General features: G+C 71.2%; 11 protein-coding genes. 8 read left to right on the forward strand and 3 right to left on the reverse strand.

Translation table 11 applies throughout. The features are described 5' to 3' along the window. Positions 1 to 34 precede the first annotated feature (34 nt). Positions 35 to 1,642 (forward strand): PucR family transcriptional regulator, encoded by a 1,608-nt coding sequence (locus ACFQ9V_RS08000; protein ID WP_382458628.1) that lies wholly within the window; start codon positions 35 to 37, stop codon positions 1,640 to 1,642. Positions 1,643 to 1,719: 77 nt separating this feature from the next. Here ACFQ9V_RS08000 and ACFQ9V_RS08005 read toward each other — a convergent pair whose 3' ends face one another. Beyond that, entirely contained in the window at positions 1,720 to 3,126 is a 1,407-nt protein-coding gene (locus tag ACFQ9V_RS08005; RefSeq protein WP_382458629.1) for an NAD(P)/FAD-dependent oxidoreductase, read from the reverse strand. Between the two features lie 271 nt (positions 3,127 to 3,397). On the opposite strand from ACFQ9V_RS08005, the gene ACFQ9V_RS08010 reads away from it, so the two are divergent. The 5 genes from ACFQ9V_RS08010 (at position 3,398) to ACFQ9V_RS08030 (ending at position 9,689) form a co-directional block, all read left to right on the forward strand. Then, positions 3,398 to 4,411: a LacI family DNA-binding transcriptional regulator gene (locus tag ACFQ9V_RS08010; protein WP_382458630.1), complete on the forward strand. Its 1,014-nt coding sequence runs from the start codon at positions 3,398 to 3,400 to the stop codon at positions 4,409 to 4,411. A 152-nt stretch (positions 4,412 to 4,563) separates the two neighbouring features. Continuing rightward, entirely contained in the window at positions 4,564 to 5,868 is a 1,305-nt protein-coding gene (locus ACFQ9V_RS08015; protein ID WP_382458631.1) for an ABC transporter substrate-binding protein, read from the forward strand. A gap of 67 nt (positions 5,869 to 5,935) precedes the next feature. Further along, positions 5,936 to 6,907 carry a carbohydrate ABC transporter permease gene (locus ACFQ9V_RS08020; protein ID WP_382458632.1) on the forward strand — a complete coding sequence of 324 codons (972 nt, stop codon included), beginning with the start codon at positions 5,936 to 5,938 and terminating at the stop codon, positions 6,905 to 6,907. Then, positions 6,900 to 7,739: a carbohydrate ABC transporter permease gene (locus ACFQ9V_RS08025; protein ID WP_382458633.1), complete on the forward strand. Its 840-nt coding sequence runs from the start codon at positions 6,900 to 6,902 to the stop codon at positions 7,737 to 7,739. Before ACFQ9V_RS08020 ends, ACFQ9V_RS08025 begins: the two co-directional genes overlap by 8 nt. 24 nt (positions 7,740 to 7,763) lie before the next feature. Then, on the forward strand, positions 7,764 to 9,689 hold the full coding sequence (locus ACFQ9V_RS08030) for a cellulase family glycosylhydrolase (RefSeq protein WP_382458634.1): 1,926 nt from the start codon (positions 7,764 to 7,766) through the stop codon (positions 9,687 to 9,689). Positions 9,690 to 9,770: 81 nt separating this feature from the next. Here the strand turns inward: ACFQ9V_RS08030 and ACFQ9V_RS08035 are convergent, their stop codons facing one another. Continuing rightward, positions 9,771 to 11,786 carry a cell wall-binding repeat-containing protein gene (locus tag ACFQ9V_RS08035; protein ID WP_382458635.1) on the reverse strand — a complete coding sequence of 672 codons (2,016 nt, stop codon included), beginning with the start codon at positions 11,784 to 11,786 and terminating at the stop codon, positions 9,771 to 9,773. Positions 11,787 to 11,854: 68 nt separating this feature from the next. Continuing rightward, entirely contained in the window at positions 11,855 to 13,327 is a 1,473-nt protein-coding gene (locus tag ACFQ9V_RS08040) for a helix-turn-helix domain-containing protein (protein WP_382458636.1), read from the reverse strand. Positions 13,328 to 13,447: 120 nt separating this feature from the next. Here ACFQ9V_RS08040 and aceA point away from each other — a divergent pair, with 120 nt between their 5' ends. Further along, the gene (gene aceA, locus ACFQ9V_RS08045) at positions 13,448 to 14,767 is read left to right on the forward strand and encodes an isocitrate lyase (RefSeq protein ID WP_382458637.1); all 1,320 of its coding nucleotides are present in this window, start codon (positions 13,448 to 13,450) and stop codon (positions 14,765 to 14,767) included. 34 nt (positions 14,768 to 14,801) lie between these two features. Further along, positions 14,802 to 16,463, forward strand: coding sequence for a malate synthase A (aceB, locus tag ACFQ9V_RS08050; RefSeq protein WP_382458638.1), 1,662 nt, complete (start codon positions 14,802 to 14,804; stop codon positions 16,461 to 16,463). Positions 16,464 to 16,567 lie beyond the last annotated feature (104 nt).

Here is a 16,567-nt window from a genome sequence, read left to right on the forward strand (position 1 = left end):
CAATCCCCATGATCACAGAGCGGAGGGGCGAACGATGAGGCCAGATCGTCGGACGTTCGGGCAAGACGAAACAGTTCGTCCGGCGCCGGACCGGATGCTCCTGCCGACCGTCCGCGAGGTGCTGCGGATGGACCCGATGGCCGACGCGCTGCCGGAGGTCCTGACGGGCGAGGGCGCGCTCGACACTCTGGTGCGCTGGGTCCACGTGGCCGAGACGGCGGACGTGGCGCGGCTGGTCTCCGGGGGCGAGCTTCTGCTGGCGACCGGCCTCGGCTGGCCCCGCGACGCCCGCGCGCTGCGGGCGCTCGGCCGCGATCTGGCCGAGGCCGAGATCGCCGGCCTCGTGCTGGAGCTGGGCGACCGCACGCCCGAGGCGCCGGCGCCGCTGCTGGAGGAGTTCCGCGCGGCCGGGTTGCCGTTCGTCGTCCTGCACCGCGAGGCGCGCTTCGTGGCGGTCACCGAGGCGGTGCACGCGCGGATCATCGACGACCAGACCGTCGCGCTGCGGGCGAGGGACGAGATCCGCGAGCTGTTCACCGGGCTGAGCCTGCGCGGCAGCCCCGCCGACTTCATCGTGGCGCAGGCCGCGCGCGTGCTGGGCTGCCCTGTTGTGCTGGAGGACACCGGCCACCAGGTGCTCGTCGCCGAGAACGTCGGCGACGGCGAGGCCGAGCTGGAGCGCTGGGAGCAGCGCTCCCGGGCCGCGCATCGCGGTGGGGAGCCGGGCTGGACGCTGACCCCCGTGGAGGCGCGCGGGATGCGCTGGGGTCACCTCGTCGCGCTGCCGGGCGAGCCGCATCCCGCCGGCCGGTCGAGCGTGCTGGAGCAGGCGGCCGTCGCGCTGGCGCTCAGCCGCCTGGCCGACCGCGACGAGGAGGAGTGGACGCGCCGCAGCCACGACGCGCTGCTCGGCGCGCTGCTGGGCCGGCGCTTCGCCGGCGACGGCGGCATGGCCGCGCGGTTCGAGGCGTCCGGGTTCCCGGTCGCCGGGCGGCTGCTCGCCGGGGTCGCCGTCCGCACACGGTCGGGGCGCGTGGAGGCCACTGCCGCGGCGCGGGCGCTGGAGGCCGCGCGCGCGGCGGGGTCGGAGGCCATCGCCGCGCCGCATCCCGCCTCTCCCGGGCTCCTCGTGGTCGCCGTGTCGTCCCGGGCAGGGCGCCCCGGCGCGGACGCGGTGGCCGACGCGCTCGCGGGAGGCGACGCTGCGGTCGTCGGGGTCGGCTCGGACGCCCACGGCATCCCTGGGCTGCTCTCGTCGGTGGAGGAGGCCGTGGAGCTGACCGGCCGCGGGGGCGGCGGTCGCGGCAGGCACGCCGTCGTGCAGCGCGCCGAGAGCCGTCCGCTGCTGCGGCTGGTCACGGCCTTCGGCGACGACCCGCGGCTGCAGGAGTACGCCGAGCGGATGCTGCGGCCGCTGATCGAGTACGACATCGCCAACGACGGCGACCTGATCGAGGTGCTGCGCGCCTACCTGAGCCACCCGGGCAACCGCACGCGGGCGGCCGTGGCGAGCCACTTGTCCCGGTCGGTGTTCTACCAGCGGATCGCCCTCATCGAGGACCTGCTCGGACTGGACCTGGACGACGGGGAGACGATCGGGGCGCTGCACGCCGCGGTGCTCGCGCGGCGGATCCGGAGCTGAGTCGGCCACTTTCGGCACGAATGTCGCGAATCACCGCCACATTCGGGACATTCGGCACGAATTCGTCGGCGTGCGCCTTACGAGTCGAACCCCAGCCCGACGGCGTCGAGCGTGCGGAGGAACGCGTTGCGCCGTCCTTCGCGATGGTCCGCCCGGTCGAGCGACCACCTGGTCAGGTTGATGCCGAGGGAGGCCGCCGGTTCCGGCGGGAACGGCAGCGGCCGGCTCCGTACCATCTCCAGGCCCGTCCGCTCGGTCTCCCGGCCGGCCAGCAGGTCGAGCATCACCTGCGCGCCGAAGTGCGTCGCAGCGACGCCGAGCCCGGTGTAGCCGGTGGCGTAGGCGACCGTCCCGCCGCGGGCGGCGCCGAAGAAGGCGCAGAACCGGCTGCAGGTGTCGATCGCGCCGGCCCAGCGGTGCGTGAAGGTGAGGCCCTCGAGCTGGGGGAAGGTCGTGAAGAAGTGCGCGGCAAGCTTACGGAAGGTCGCCGGCCGGTCCTCGTACCGCTCCCGGACCCGGCCGCCGTAGTGGTACACGGCGTCGTAGCCGCCGAACAGGATGCGGTCGTCGCGGGTGAGCCGGTAGTAGTGGAACTGGTTGGCCGAGTCGCCGAGGCCCTGGCGCCCCGACCAGCCGATGGAGGCGAGTTGCTCGGTGCTGAGCGGCTCGGTCATCAGCACGTAGTCGTAGACCGGCACGGTCGCGAGCCGGTTGCGCTTGAGCAGGCTCGGGAACACGTTCGTGGCGAGCGCCGTGCGCTTCGACCGCACGACGCCCTCCGGTGTGTAGAGGGTGGTCCCGTCGCCGATGCCCTCCACCGGCGAGTGCTCGAACAGCTCGACCCCGGCCGCCTCGCAGGCCCTGGCGAGCGCGCGGGCGAGCTTGGCGGGGTGGACCAGCGCCGAGTCGCGGGTGCGGAGCAGGCCGCCGAGGTAGGTGGGGGAGTGCACCTGCGCCTGCACGGCCCCCGCATCGAGGAAGCGCGCGTGCTCACCGTCGGCGGCCTCCCGCAGCCACTCGATCTGGTGCGGCTCGGTCGCGAGGTCGATCGCGCCGTTGCGCTCGAAGTCGGCGTCGAGGCCCAGCTCGGCGACGGTCGCCTCGATCTCGTCCAGGTTCGCCATCCCGAGCCGCTGGAGCTGGTCGAACTCCCGGCCGAAGCGGGTGCGGCCGTTCTCGTCGCCGTGCGTGAGGCTCGCCTCGCAGAAGCCGCCGTTGCGGCCGGAGGCAGCCCAGCCGATCCGGCGGCCCTCCAGCAGCACCACGCGCGCGGACGGGTTCTCGCGCTTGGCGAGCAGGGCCGTCCACAGGCCGGTGTAGCCGCCGCCGACGACGGCGAGGTCGCACACGATGTCGCCGCGGAACCGGGGGTACGCGTCGCCGGGGGCGTCCTCGATCCAGAACACGGCCTGCCGGGTCGGGGCGAGCGCGTGGCTCACCACGGCCGCCGGGGGTGCCTGTCGTTCGAACACGGTGGTGGCCACGGCGATGCCCTCCTGGTGCGGTCGTCGGTGCTGTCGGTGCTGTCGGTGCTGTCGGTGCTGTCGATGCTGTCGATGCTGGTGAGGTGACTGCCGCCCATTCTGCCGGGTGGCGCCCGGGATGTCCGTCGCGAATCCGGCCCGACTCCGGGCAGACCGTCCGGCGCGCGGGTGCGCGGGCCCTCGCGGACGACACGAGCGCTGAACCGCTTCAGTTCGATGTACTCTTTCCCCGATCGACCGCACGGAGCGGCCGGCGCGAGAGGAGCACGACGTGGGGACAGCGACCCGGGTGACGATCGGCGGCCTCGCCGACCGGCTGGGGCTGTCCAAGGCGTCGGTGTCGTACGCGCTCAACGGCCAGCCCGGTGTGAGCGACGAGACGCGGCGGCGCGTGCTCGACCTCGCCGACGAGCTCGGCTGGCATCCCAGCTCCAGCGCCCGCGCCCTCTCCCGCGCCCGGTCCGACGCGATCGGGATCGTGCTGCGCCGCGATCCCGGGCTGCTCGGCACCGAGCCGTACTACATGAGCCTGCTCGCCGGGGTGGAGGCCGAACTCGCCGAGAGCGGGCAGTCGCTGCTGCTGCGCATGGTCGGCACCTCCAACGGGCAGGACCTCGCGGCCTACCGCCGCTGGAGCGCCGAGCAGCGCGTCGACGGCGTGATGCTCTTCGACATCACCGTCGGCGACCCGCGGCCGGCCCTCCTCGACGAGCTCGGCCTGGCGTTCGTGCTGCACGGCAACGACGAGAGCGTCGCGCCGGGGCGCGTGCTGCTCTACGACGCGTGGGGCGACGCGCACCTTCTGGTCGACCACCTGCACGGGCTCGGCCACCGCCGCATCCTGCACGTGCAGGGCCCTGCCGAGTTCGAGCACGAGCGCGAGCGCGCCGACGCGATCGCGCGGTTCGCGGCCGAGCTCGGGATGCAGGCGACCTCCGAGCCGTCCGACTACTCGATGGAGGCCGGCGAGCGGATCGCCGCCGCGCACGCGAGCGACCCGGAGCTGTCCGCCCTTGTCACCTCAAACGACCTCCTCGCGCTCGGCGCGCAGGCCGCCCTCAGCCGCGCCGGCCGCGACGACGTTGCCCTGGTGAGCTGGGACGACTCCCTGGTCTGCCGCCTCGGCTCGCGGCCGCTGACCGCGCTGGCGCGGTTCCCGGAGGAGCAGGGTCGGCGCGCCACCCGGATGCTGCTGGACGAGCTCGCCGGGGTCGAGACGGCGACGCGCACCGCGCGCCCTTCGGAGCTGGTGGTGCGGTCGACCAGCGTCCCGGCGTCCGTGTGACCAGCAAACGGGGAGACCGCGTTGTATACCCTTGATGCCTGAGGTGTCAACGCTGGAATTACTGAACCGGTTCAGTTATAGTCGCCGTGGCGTCAGGTGCGCTCCCCGGGGACGGGGGCGGCGGGCGCCCATCAAGAGACGAAGGAGTCACAATGAGGAAACGCGTCATCGCCGCCGCGGCACTGGCGGCCACGATCTCGCTCGTGGCGGCGGGTTGCAGCAGCACCGGTTCGACCTCCTCGGCCAGCGGGTCGACCATCACCTACTGGGCGAGCAACCAGGGCACCAGCCTCGACAACGACAAGCAGGTCCTGACGCCCGTGCTGAACGACTTCACCAAGCAGACCGGGGTGAAGGTCAATCTCGAGGTGATCGGCTGGAACGACCTGCAGACGCGCATCCAGACCGCCGTCACGTCCGGGCAGGGGCCCGACGTCCTGAACATCGGGAACACCTGGGCCGCCTCCCTGCAGGCGACCGGCGCGTTCCTGCCGTTCGGCGACAGCGAGATGAAGGCGATCGGAGGCAGCGACAAGTTCGTGAAGACCGCGCTGGAGACCGGCGGCGCACCGGGCAAGACGGTGACGAGCGTCCCGCTCTACGGTCTCGCCTACGGCCTGTACTACAACAAGAAGATGTTCACCGACGCCGGCGTTCAGCCGCCCACCAACTGGGAGGAGCTGGTCACCGACGCCAAGAAGCTGACCTCCGGCACGCAGTACGGCTTCTCGCTCGCGGCCGGCAGCTACACCGAGAACGCCCACTTCGCGTTCATCAACTCCGCGCAGAACGGCGGCTCCTGGTTCGACAGCAAGGGCAACCCGACGTTCACCAGCCAGGCGAACATCGACGGCGTCAAGCGCTACCTCGACCTGATGCAGACCGACAAGGTCGTCAACACCTCCAACGCCCAGTACGACAACGGCGTGCAGGCGGTGAACGACTTCGCCACCGGCAAGGTCGCGATGATCCTCAGCCAGAACAACGCGGACTCCTCGATCAACGCCAACGGGATGAAGGCCGACCAGTACGGCGTCGTGCCGTTCCCGGCCCCGGACGGCGGCAAGGCCGTCGCCAGCCACGTCGCCGGCATCAACCTGTCGATCTTCAAGAACACCAAGAACAAGGACGCCGCCCTCGAGTTCGTCAAGTACATGACCAGCTCGTCGGTGCAGACCACCCTCGGCAAGCCCTACTCCACGCTGCCGGTGCTGAACGGCGCCAAGCCGAACTTCACCGACAACGCGGACGAGGCCGCCACGTTCCAGAAGATCTACAACACGATGTCCAAGCCGCTGCCGCTGGTGCCGGCCGAGGACCAGTTCGAGAACACCGTCGGCAAGGCCATGAACGACATGTTCGCCAAGATCGCCACCGGAGGCACCGTCTCCGACTCCGACATCAAGTCGGCACTGAGCACTGCTCAGGACCAGGTGAAGCAGTCGATCGGCGGCTAGCCCGCCACCGCGACGGCCGGGCGTGAGGCGACTCGCGCCCGGCCGCCGCACCCACTGAAGGAGTTCCATGTCGACGACGACATCCGTCCGGACCAGCCCCGCCGAGACGCCGGCCCCGGCCAAGACCCGCCGCAATCGGCCCAAGGGCTGGTGGCTTCCGCTGGTGCTGCTGGCGCCGGCCATCCTCTTCGAGCTGCTCATCCACGTCATCCCGATGCTCACCGGGATCTGGATCAGCTTCCTGCAGCTCACCAAGTTCTTCATCGCCAACTGGAGCGAGGCGCCGTTCGTCGGCCTCAAGAACTACCAGGTCGCGCTCGACTTCAACACGTCGATCGGCGCCGGCCTGCTGACCTCGTTCCTGATCACCTGCGGGTTCACGATCCTCGTGGTCGGGCTCTCCTGGGCGCTCGGGATGGCCGCGGCCGTGGCGATGCAGGGCCGGTTCCGCGGGCGCGGGTTCTTCCGCACCCTCTTCCTCGTGCCGTACGCGCTGCCGCTCTACGCCGGCATCATCACGTGGAAGTTCATGCTTCAGAAGGACACCGGAGCGGTCAACCACTTCCTGTACGACAACCTCGGCCTGCCCGGTCAGAAGCCGTTCTGGCTGATCGGCGACAACGCGTTCTGGTCGATCGTCATCGTCGCGATCTGGCGGCTCTGGCCGTTCGCCTTCCTGATGCTGATGGCCGGCCTCCAGTCCATCCCGGACGAGGTCTACGAGGCGTCCGCGGTGGACGGCGCCAAGCCGTTCCGGCAGTGGAGGTCGATCACCCTCCCGATGCTGCGGCCGGTCAACGCCGTGCTGCTGCTGGTGATGTTCCTCTGGACGTTCAACGACTTCAACACCCCGTATGTCCTGTTCGGCAATGCGCAACCCGCGGCGGGCGACCTGATCTCGTTCCACATCTACAACGCGTCGTTCCTGACCTGGAACTTCGGCTCCGGCGCCGCGATGAGCGTGCTGCTGCTGATCTTCCTGCTCATCGTGTCCGGCATCTATCTGACCGTGCTCAACCGGAGGAACCGCAATGCGTGAGACCGTCTCGTCCAAAGTCTTCCGCTGGGTGGTCGTCGTCTTCCTGACCCTGTTCACGGCGGTGCCGCTCTACGTGATGATCACCTCGTCCGTGAAGCCGCTGGCGGATGTCCAGGGCGCCTTCACCTGGTGGCCGACGAACATCACCTTCCAGCCGTTCATCGACATGTGGACGACCGTGCCGCTGGCGTCGTACTTCATCAACAGCGTCATCGTCGCCAGCGCCGCGACCATCCTCAGCCTGATCATCGCCGTGTTCGCCGCCTACGCGGTGTCGCGGTACCGGTTCAAGGGCCGCGGCGTCTTCACCACGACGGTGCTGTCCACGCAGATGTTCCCCGGCGTGCTGTTCCTGCTGCCGCTGTTCCTCATCTTCGTCAACATCAACCAGGCCGTCGGCATCCAGCTCGTCGGCACGCGCTGGGGCCTGGTGATCACCTACCTGACGTTCGCGCTGCCCTTCGCGATCTGGATGCTCGCCGGCTACTTCGACGGCATCCCGCGCGACCTGGACGAGGCCGCGATGGTCGACGGCTCCGGACCGATGGGCGCGCTCTGGCACGTCGTGCTGCCCGCGGCCAAGCCCGGCCTGATCGCGGTCGCCATCTACTCGTTCATGACGAGCTGGGGCGAAGTGCTGTTCGCGTCCGTGATGACGACGGACGAGAACCGGACGCTCGCGGTCGGCCTGCAGCTCTACTCGACGCAGACGAACGTGTACTGGAACCAGATCATGGCGGCCTCGCTCGTCGTGTCGATCCCGATCGTGGTCGCGTTCCTCATCCTGCAGCGGAGCTTCGTCGCCGGCCTCACCGCCGGCGCCGTCAAGTAGGCTGCGCACCCCTCGAAAGGAATCATGGACCGCCCGTCCCCCCTTCTCACCGTCGACGGAACGCCTGTGGTCTGGCTCGGAGCGAACTTCTGGTCGCGCACCGGCGGCCCGCTCATGTGGACGCGCTACGACCCCGCGGTGATCCGTCAGGAGCTGCGCGTGCTGGCCGACCACGGCCTCAACATGACCCGGTCGTTCTTCTACTGGCCGGACTTCCACCCGACCCCGGACACGCTGGACGAGCAGTGCCTGGCGAACTTCGCCGACTTCCTGGACGCGCACACCGAGACCGGGATGACGACCGTGCCGACCTTCCTGGTCGGGCACATGTCGGGGGAGAACTGGGACCCGGTGTGGCGGGAGGGGCGCGACCTCTACCGCGACGTCTGGTTCGTCGGCCGCCAGGCCTGGTACGTGCGGGAGCTCACCGCGCGGTTCGCCGCGCACCCGGCCGTGGCGGGCTGGCTGCTGACCAACGAGGTGCCGATCTACGGCGGGGAGGCGCCGCGACCGATCGTGGACGCCTGGGCCTCCCTCCTGGTGAACGCGGTCCGCGCCGGCGGCGGCACGCAGCCGGTCGCGGTCGGCGACGGGGCGTGGGGCATCGAGACCACCGGGCACGACAACGGCTTCTCGGTGCGCGACCTCGCGACGTTCACCGACTTCGTCGGCCCGCACGTGTACCGGATGGAGACCGACCAGACCCGGCAGCACCTCAAGGCGGCGTACATCGCCGAGCTGTCCGGGGTCGGCCTCCCGGTCATCATGGAGGAGTTCGGCCTCACCAGCGACTTCGTCTCCGACGAGGGCGCGGCCTCCTACTACCGGCAACTGCTCTACACGACGCTGCTCGCCGGGGCGACCGGCTGGATCGCCTGGAACAACACCGACTACGACGACCTCGCCGACCAGCGGCCCTACTCGCACCACCCGTTCGAGATGCACTTCGGCATCACCGACCGGCACGGCGCGCCCAAGCCGCCGCTGCGCGAGCTCGCCCGGTTCGCCGCCGACCTCGCCGCGATCGACCTCCCGAACGTGCGGCGAACCCCGGTGGACGCCGCGATCGTCGTGCCGTCGCACCTGGAGGCGGACTACCCGTTCACCACCGAGGCCGAGCGCGCCCACATCGTCGCGACCGGCGAGCAGGCGTACCTGGCGGCGCACGAGGCGCACATCCCTGTCGCGGTGGTCCGCGAGCGGGAGGACGGCGGCCTCCCGGTCGGCTACGGCCTGTACCTGCTGCCGTCGGTCAAGCAGCTCTGCGCGACCTCGTGGCTGCAGTTGGAGGAGCTGGCGCGGGACGGGGCGACCGTGTACGCGTCGTACTCGCACGGCGACAGCGGCGTGCAGCGCGGGCCGTGGTGGACGAACACGGAGGCGCTGTTCGGCGTCCGCCCGCAGAGCGCGTACGGGCTCGCCGAGCCGGTGACCGACGAGGCGGCGACGATCCGGTTCGTCGCGGACTTCGGGTCGCTCGCGGCCGGGACCGTGCTGACCTTCCCCGCGGCAGGCACCGAGAACGGCCGGACCTTCCTGCCGGTGCGGGCGACCTCCGGGACCGTCGTCGCCGTGGACGCGCACGGCCGTCCGGCGATCGTGGTCAAGGAGCACGGCGCGGGCCGCGCGGTCCTGTCGACCTACCCGCTGGAGTTCTTCGCGTCCGCCCGGGCCCGCAGCAACCCCGAGGAGACCTGGCGGCTGTACGACGCGCTGGCCTCGGCGGCCGACGTGGAGCGCGACGTGCGCCTCGACGACCCGCGGGTCTTCGTGGACACGCTCGTGCACGACGACGGGCGGCGCTTCGCGGTGTTCGTGTCGCAGCACGCGACGGCCGTCACGGTGCGCCCGGAGGTCGCGGGCGAGCTGCGCACGCTCGCCGGCGAGCCGGCGGCCGAGCTGGCGCTCGCCCCCTACGGCGTCGCCATCCGCGAACTCGTCCTCGACTGAGCCTCCACTAACGCCGAAGGGCACGTAGACGCCCCTAAAACGCGGTTTTAGGGGCGTTTACGTGCCCTTCGGCGCGAGGGGTCAGCGGCAGGTGGTGAGTGTGTCGAGGGGCGTGGAGAGTGCGGCCGTCCCGCCGATGAGGACGGCCGTCGTGACGCCGAGGTACTCCGCAGCCGACAGCGCGTCCGGGGGCAGGCAGCCCTGGCCGGCGATCAGCAGAGGGGCTCCCATCCGCCCGGCGAGGGCTGCGCCCGCCAGGGCGTCCGGGAAGTTCGCTCCCGACGCGATCACGGCCGTGTCGTGCACGTGGAGGCCTCCGACAGCGTTCGACTGCACCGAGTTGAGGCCGGGGAAGGCGTCCGCCGTGATCGCGACGGAGGTCGCGAAGCGATCCGCGCCGGACACGCGCGTGACGGTCAGGCCGGGGATGGCCGACAGCCCCGCCTCGAAGCCGGAGGAGATCGCAGCGGGGCCGCCGACGATCTCCACGTTCGTGACCCCCGAGCGCTGCAGCTCGGCGAGCGTGGCGGCGTCGGGGGAGGAACCGCGCCCGTCCACCAGGAGCACGCCCGCGTGCTTCGAGGCGGCGGCGGCGCCGGCCGAGAGCGCGTCGGGGAACGTCCATCCGGACGCGAGGAGGAGCGTCTTCGACCCGGTCGGGAAGCCGAACTCCGTGAGCGCGCGCGAGGTGGCGAAGCGGTCGGCGCCGGCCACTCTGACGACGTCGGCGGGGGACGCGACGAATTGCGTCAGACTCTGCGCGACGCTGTCCGAGACGGTTGCGGTTCCTCCGACGATCACGATCCGACCGGGTCGGAGCCGGGTGAGCTCGGCGCTGATCGTGTCCGGCACGAAGCCCTGGGGCACGAGGAGGAGCGGTGCGCCGAGCGACCCGGCCACCGGGACAGCGGAGAGCGCGTCGGGGAAGTTCTGGCCGCTCGCGATGAAGACCGTTCCGACTCCCGGGTCGTAGCGCGAGGACGACGACAGGGTGTTCGCCGAGATCGTCGCGGACGTCGCGTAACGGTCGGCGCCGGCCAGCCGCGTGGTGGCGGGAAGGCTCAGTGTGGTCGTGGGGGAGACGGAGTCGTACTCGCCCACCGTGATCGGATCGGACCAGAAGACCCCGGCCTCGGGCTGGCCGCCGATGTACTCCATGACGCGGTAGGTGCCGGGGAAGGCGGGGAAGCTGTAGCTGCCTGAGGCGCCAGAGACGCCAGAGACGCCGAGGTACTGGGGCATCCGCAGCACCACGGTCTCCGAGCCATCCGGTTCGACCTGGATCAACTGGGAGTCGCCGACGCTCGGTCCCGCGGTGTTGGAGCATCGTGGGCACTGGAATCCTGCAGAGATCTGAGCAAGTCCGTAGGCGACCTGATCCGCGGCGGCCGCAGAGCCTCCGGCGGTGTTGACCGCGAACGGCCGGGTGGCCGTGTCCCGATACGCCCACGCCGTCCCGTTCCAGTACGACCCCGAACTGTCGTACGACACGCTGTACGTCCCCGGGAGGAGGCCGCTGATCGTGTACGTGCCGTCGGCGAGGGTCGTCACCGCGGGCGCCTGGTCGTTGTGCGCGGAGAACCACTGATACGTGTCCGAGCGTGCCGCGACCACCGATCCGGCGGGTGCGGCGGCGTTCGCCGTCGTCACGATCCGGCCGGTGATCGTGGTCGGGAGCGGGAGGGTCTGGTCGAACGTGATATCCGCGCCGGGAAGGAGCGACAGGTTCTCGCCCTCGCCGGGAAGCCCGACGAACTTCGCACGATTGCCGTACACGGATTGGTAGCCTCCCGTGCCGAGGTACTCGACGTGCAACTCGATGTGCTCGTTCGGGTTGGGGATCGGGGCCGTCAGCGAGTAGGCACCGGACGCGTCGGTGAGCACCGGGCCGCCGACGGTCACGACGCTCGTGTCGAGATTGGTGCCCACGAGGCTCACGCGCGCCTCGCCCGCGGCGGCGGGGTGGGAGGCGTCGCCGAGGCTGATCGTCCCGTGAACCACCTGTCCCGAGGCGGCGGCCGCCGGCGGGGCCACGGCGAGACCCGCAGCGAGCGCGAGCACGGCGGCAGCGAGCGTGATTCGGTGCGGCGTCTTCACCCGGTCCTCCTGTCGTGGGTGAACTCCGTCACGCACACCGCGATCCTAGTGAATCCCGCGCGTGTGACTCAGCCGGCGGCCGGCGCGTGGCGCTCCAGGAAGTCGTAGACCTCGGTCGAGTCCACGCCGGGGAACGTGCCGGTCGGCAGCGCGGCCAGTAGGGACGTGGGGGTGCGCGCCGCCGGCCACGCCATCCCCTCCCAGCGGTCGGCCAGCGCTCCGGACGGCCGGCGGCAGCACGACTCGTCCGGGCAGCGCGACACCGCGCGGTGCGTCGTCTCCCGGCCGCGGAACCACTTCACGTGCGCGAACGGCACGCCGACGCTCACCGAGTAGTCGCCCTCCTTGGCCTTCTCGATGCGGGAGGTGCACCAGAACGTCCCGCGCGGGGTGTCCGTGTACTGGTAGTAGGGGCTGAACCGGTCGGCGACGTCGAAGACGGTGCGGGCCGTCCAGCTCCGGCAGACCGGCGTCCCCTCGATCGCGCCCAGCGCGTCGGACGGGAAGGCGACCGAGTCGTTCTCGTAGGCCTTGATGATGGTGCCCGACTCGTGCACCTTCATGAAGTGCACCGGGATGCCGAGCCGCGCGGTCGCCAGGTTGGTGAACCGGTGGCAGGCGGTCTCGTACGACACTGCGAAGGCGTCGCGGAGGTCCTCCATCGAGATGCGGCGGAAGTTCTTGGCCTCGGTCAGGAACGCCACCGCATCCTTCTCCGGCAGCAGGAGCGCGGCGGTCAGGTAGTTGGTCTCCACCCGCTGGCGCAGAAAGTCGGCGTAATTTCCGGGCTCGTCATGACCGAGGAGCTGGGAGGCGAAGGCCTGCAGGATGGGGGAGCGGGAGTCCCGGGAGGCCGACTGCTCGGTCGGCAGGTAGATGCGGCCGTTGCGCTTGTCGGTCACCGACCGGGTTGAGTGCGGGAGGTCGCCGACGTAGTGCAGCGAGAACCCGAGCCGGTCGGCCATGTCCGCAACGGTCTGGTGCGAGACCGGGCCACCGGTGTGCCCGACGGCGCCGAGCAGGTCGGCGGCGATGGCCTCCAGGTCGGCGAAGTAGTTGTCGCGGGCGCGCATCGTCGCCCGCAGCTCGGCGTTGGCGCGGCGGGCCTCCTCGGGGGTCGCCGCCCGCTCCTTGTGCAGCCGTGCGACCTCCTGGTGCAGGGCCAGGATCGCCCGCAACGTCGCGTCGGGGACCGACTTGGACACCCGCACCTGGTCGATCCCGAGGGCGCCGAACACCGGTCCGCGCTGGGCCCGCTCGACCGCGATCTCCAGGGCCGCGCGCTCGTCCGGCGCGTCCGGGGCGAGGAGTTCGTCCACCGTCACGCCGAGGGCGGCGGCGATGGCGCGCAGCTGGGCGAGGCGCGGCTCCCGGTTGCCGTTCTCGATCGCGGACACCTGGGAGGGGGCCCGGTCGATCGCGGTGGCGAGCGCCTCCAGGGTCATTGCCCTCCGGAGGCGGAACGCGCGCACGCGCCGGCCGAGGGTGAGCGCGTCGGCTCCGGTCGGCTCGTCGTCGATCCTGACAGCGGTGTCGGTCATGCAGGCCATGCTGACACTCCGGCGAAGTTCTAGCAAACAGAAGAACCCGCGAATTTCTGTCGGCGGATCTTCTCCAGACCTGTTGCGACCGGGCCACGATCGTGTCAAACGATCCGACCGATGGAGGTCACCATGAACCCCGAAGCCCGCCCCGGCGACACCACGCAGACCGCCGCCGAGCTCCGCCTCGAGTGGGACGCCGACCCGCGCTGGTCCGGCATCCGCCGCGACTTCACGGCCGAGGACGTGGTGGCGCTCCGAGGCCCGGTGCGCGAGGAGCAGACCCTCGCCCGCCGCGGCGCCGAGAAGCTCTGGGAGCTCATCCAGCGCGACGGCGCGGGGGAGGACCCGAAGTGGGTCGCCGCGCTCGGCGCCCTCACCGGCAACCAGGCCGTCCAGCAGGTCCGCGCGGGCCTGGAGGCCATCTACCTCTCCGGCTGGCAGGTCGCGGCCGACGCCAACCTGTCCGGCCAGACCTACCCCGACCAGAGCCTGTACCCGGCCAACTCCGTCCCGGCGGTCGTGCGCCGCATCAACAACGCGCTGCTGCGGGCGGGTCAGGTCGAGGGGACCGACGGCCCGGTGGCCGACTGGATGGCGCCGATCGTCGCCGACGCGGAGGCCGGCTTCGGCGGCCCGCTCAACGCCTACGAGCTCATGCACGGGATGATCCAGGCCGGCGCCGCGGGCGTGCACTGGGAGGACCAGCTGGCCAGCGAGAAGAAGTGCGGCCACATGGGCGGCAAGGTGCTCATCCCCACCGGCCAGCACATCCGCACCCTGAACGCGGCGCGCCTCGCGGCCGATGTCGCCGGTGTCCCCAGCATCGTGATCGCCCGCACCGACTCGCTCGCGGCCACCCTGCTGACCAGCGACCACGACGAGCGCGACCGGCCGTTCCTCACCGGCACGCGCACGGCGGAGGGCTTCTACGAGGTGAGCAACGGCATCGAGCCGGTCATCGCGCGCGGCCTCGCCTACGCGCCGTACGCCGACCTGCTCTGGGTGGAGTCCGCCGAGCCCGACCTGGAGCTCGCCCGCCGGTTCGCCGAGGCCGTGCACGCGCAGTTCCCCGGCAAGAAGCTGGCCTACAACTGCTCGCCGTCGTTCAACTGGCGCAAGCACCTGGACGACGAGACCATCGCCCGGTTCCAGCGCGAGCTGGCGGCGATGGGCTACGCGTTCCAGTTCATCACCCTCGCGGGCTTCCACGCCCTCAACTACTCCATGTTCACGCTCGCCAAGGACTACGCCGACCGGCAGATGAGCGCGTACGTGGACCTCCAGGAGGCCGAATTCGCCTCCGAGAGCTCCGGCTACACCGCCACCCGCCACCAGCGGGAGGTCGGCACCGGCTACTTCGACCGCATCGCGACCGCGCTCAACCCCACCAGCGCCACCCTCGCCCTCGTCGGTTCCACCGAACAGCACCAGTTCTGATCCGCCCCGCGGACATGACGAAAGGACAACGACCATGATCGAGATCACCGGTCCCCGCGTCGACGGGACCGACGACATCCTGACCCCGGAGGCGCTCGCCTTCGTCGACCACCTGCACCAGGCCTTCGCCGCGCGCCGCCAGGAGCTCCTGCTGGAGCGCCAGCGCCGCCGCGGGGAGGCTGGCAACGGCCGCGACCCGCGCTTCCTCTCTGCCACCGAGGCCATCCGCGACGACCCGCACTGGCGCGTCGTCGGCGCCGGCCCCGGCCTGGAGGACCGCCGCGTGGAGATCACCGGCCCGACCGACCCGAAGATGGCGATCAACGCCCTCAACTCGGGCGCCCGGGTCTGGCTCGCCGACCAGGAGGACGCCACCAGCCCCACCTGGGCGAACGTCGTCGGCGGCCAGCGCACCCTGCACGACGCGGTCCGCGGGCAGCTCGCCTTCACCAGCCCGGAGGGCAAGGACTACCGGGTCACCACCCCGCACGAGCACACGCCCACGATCGTGATGCGGCCGCGCGGCTGGCACCTGGTCGAGAAGCACCTCGCCTTCACCGACCGGGCCGGGCGCACCGCCCCGGCCAGCGCCTCCCTCACCGACTTCGGCCTGTACTTCTGGCACAACGCCGAGGAGCTGGTCGCGTCGGGCCGCGGGCCGTACTTCTACCTGCCCAAGCTGGAGTCGCACCTGGAGGCGCGGCTCTGGAACGACATCTTCGTCTTCGCCCAGCAGCGGATCGGGATGCCGGTCGGCACGGTGCGGGCGACGGTCCTGATCGAGACCATCCCGGCCGCGTTCGAGATGGAGGAGATCCTCTACGAGCTGCGCGACCACTGCGCCGGGCTCAACGCCGGCCGTTGGGACTACATCTTCTCGATCATCAAGACGTTCCTCGGCCGCGGCAAGCGCTTCGCGTTCGGCGACCGCAGCGGCATCACGATGACCGTCCCGTTCATGCGTGCCTACACCGAGCTGCTGGTCGCGACGTGCCACAAGCGCGGCGCGCACGCGATCGGCGGAATGAGCGCCTTCATCCCGAACCGCCGCGACGCCGAGGCGACCGAGCGCGCGCTCGGGCAGGTCGCGGACGACAAGCGCCGGGAGGCCGGCGACGGCTTCGACGGCACCTGGGTCGCCCATCCCGACCTCATCCCGACGGCGCTCGCCGAGTTCGACGCAGTGCTCGGCGATCGGCCGAACCAGGTCGGCCGGCTGCGCGAGGACGTCCACGTCACCGCCGCCGACCTGCTGGATGTCACGACGGCGGGCGGCACGGTCACCGACGCGGGCGTGCGCTCGAACGTCTCCGTCGCCCTCCGTTACATCGAGGCGTGGCTGCGCGGCACCGGCGCCGTCGCGATCGACGGGCTGATGGAGGACGCCGCGACCGCGGAGATCTCCCGGTCGCTGCTGCGGCAGTGGATCGAGAACCGCGTCGTCACCGCCGAGGGAACGCCGGTCGACCGGGCGCTGGTCGCCGGGATCCTGGCGGAGGAGTGCATGCGGCTCCGCTCCGCAGCGCGCACCGGGGGAGTGGCCGACCGCTTCGACGACGCGGCCGAGCTGCTGGCCGAGGTGTCGCTCGCGGAGGAGTTCCCGACCTTCCTCACCATCCCGGCGTACACCTGGTTCCTCGTGGACGAGGCGGAGGATGCTCGGGAGACCGAGGAGGAGCTGGCGCCGGCCGTCTGAACCGGGCGTGGCCGGCGTCGAACCGGGCGATCCTGGCGCCCTCCTCCTCGTAGAACGTGTCGCCGGCCGCCAGGGTGACCACGGCCCCGCCCTCGACCTGGTAG

The sequence above is a fragment of the Leifsonia sp. NPDC056665 genome, assembly GCF_042791795.1.
In the GTDB taxonomy this organism is placed as follows: domain Bacteria; phylum Actinomycetota; class Actinomycetes; order Actinomycetales; family Microbacteriaceae; genus Leifsonia.

Bases quoted from the DNA above. Each gene is read 5' to 3' on its own strand.
- ACFQ9V_RS08030 (WP_382458634.1), top strand. From the start codon at position 7,764: ATGGACCGCCCGTCCCCCCTTCTCACCGTCGACGGAACGCCTGTGGTC.
- ACFQ9V_RS08020 (WP_382458632.1), top strand. From the start codon at position 5,936: ATGTCGACGACGACATCCGTCCGGACCAGCCCCGCCGAGACGCCGGCC.
- ACFQ9V_RS08025 (WP_382458633.1), top strand. From the start codon at position 6,900: ATGCGTGAGACCGTCTCGTCCAAAGTCTTCCGCTGGGTGGTCGTCGTC.
- ACFQ9V_RS08040 (WP_382458636.1), bottom strand. From the start codon at position 13,327: ATGACCGACACCGCTGTCAGGATCGACGACGAGCCGACCGGAGCCGAC.
- aceB (WP_382458638.1), top strand. From the start codon at position 14,802: ATGATCGAGATCACCGGTCCCCGCGTCGACGGGACCGACGACATCCTG.
- ACFQ9V_RS08015 (WP_382458631.1), top strand. From the start codon at position 4,564: ATGAGGAAACGCGTCATCGCCGCCGCGGCACTGGCGGCCACGATCTCG.
- aceA (WP_382458637.1), top strand. From the start codon at position 13,448: ATGGAGGTCACCATGAACCCCGAAGCCCGCCCCGGCGACACCACGCAG.
- ACFQ9V_RS08000 (WP_382458628.1), top strand. From the start codon at position 35: ATGAGGCCAGATCGTCGGACGTTCGGGCAAGACGAAACAGTTCGTCCG.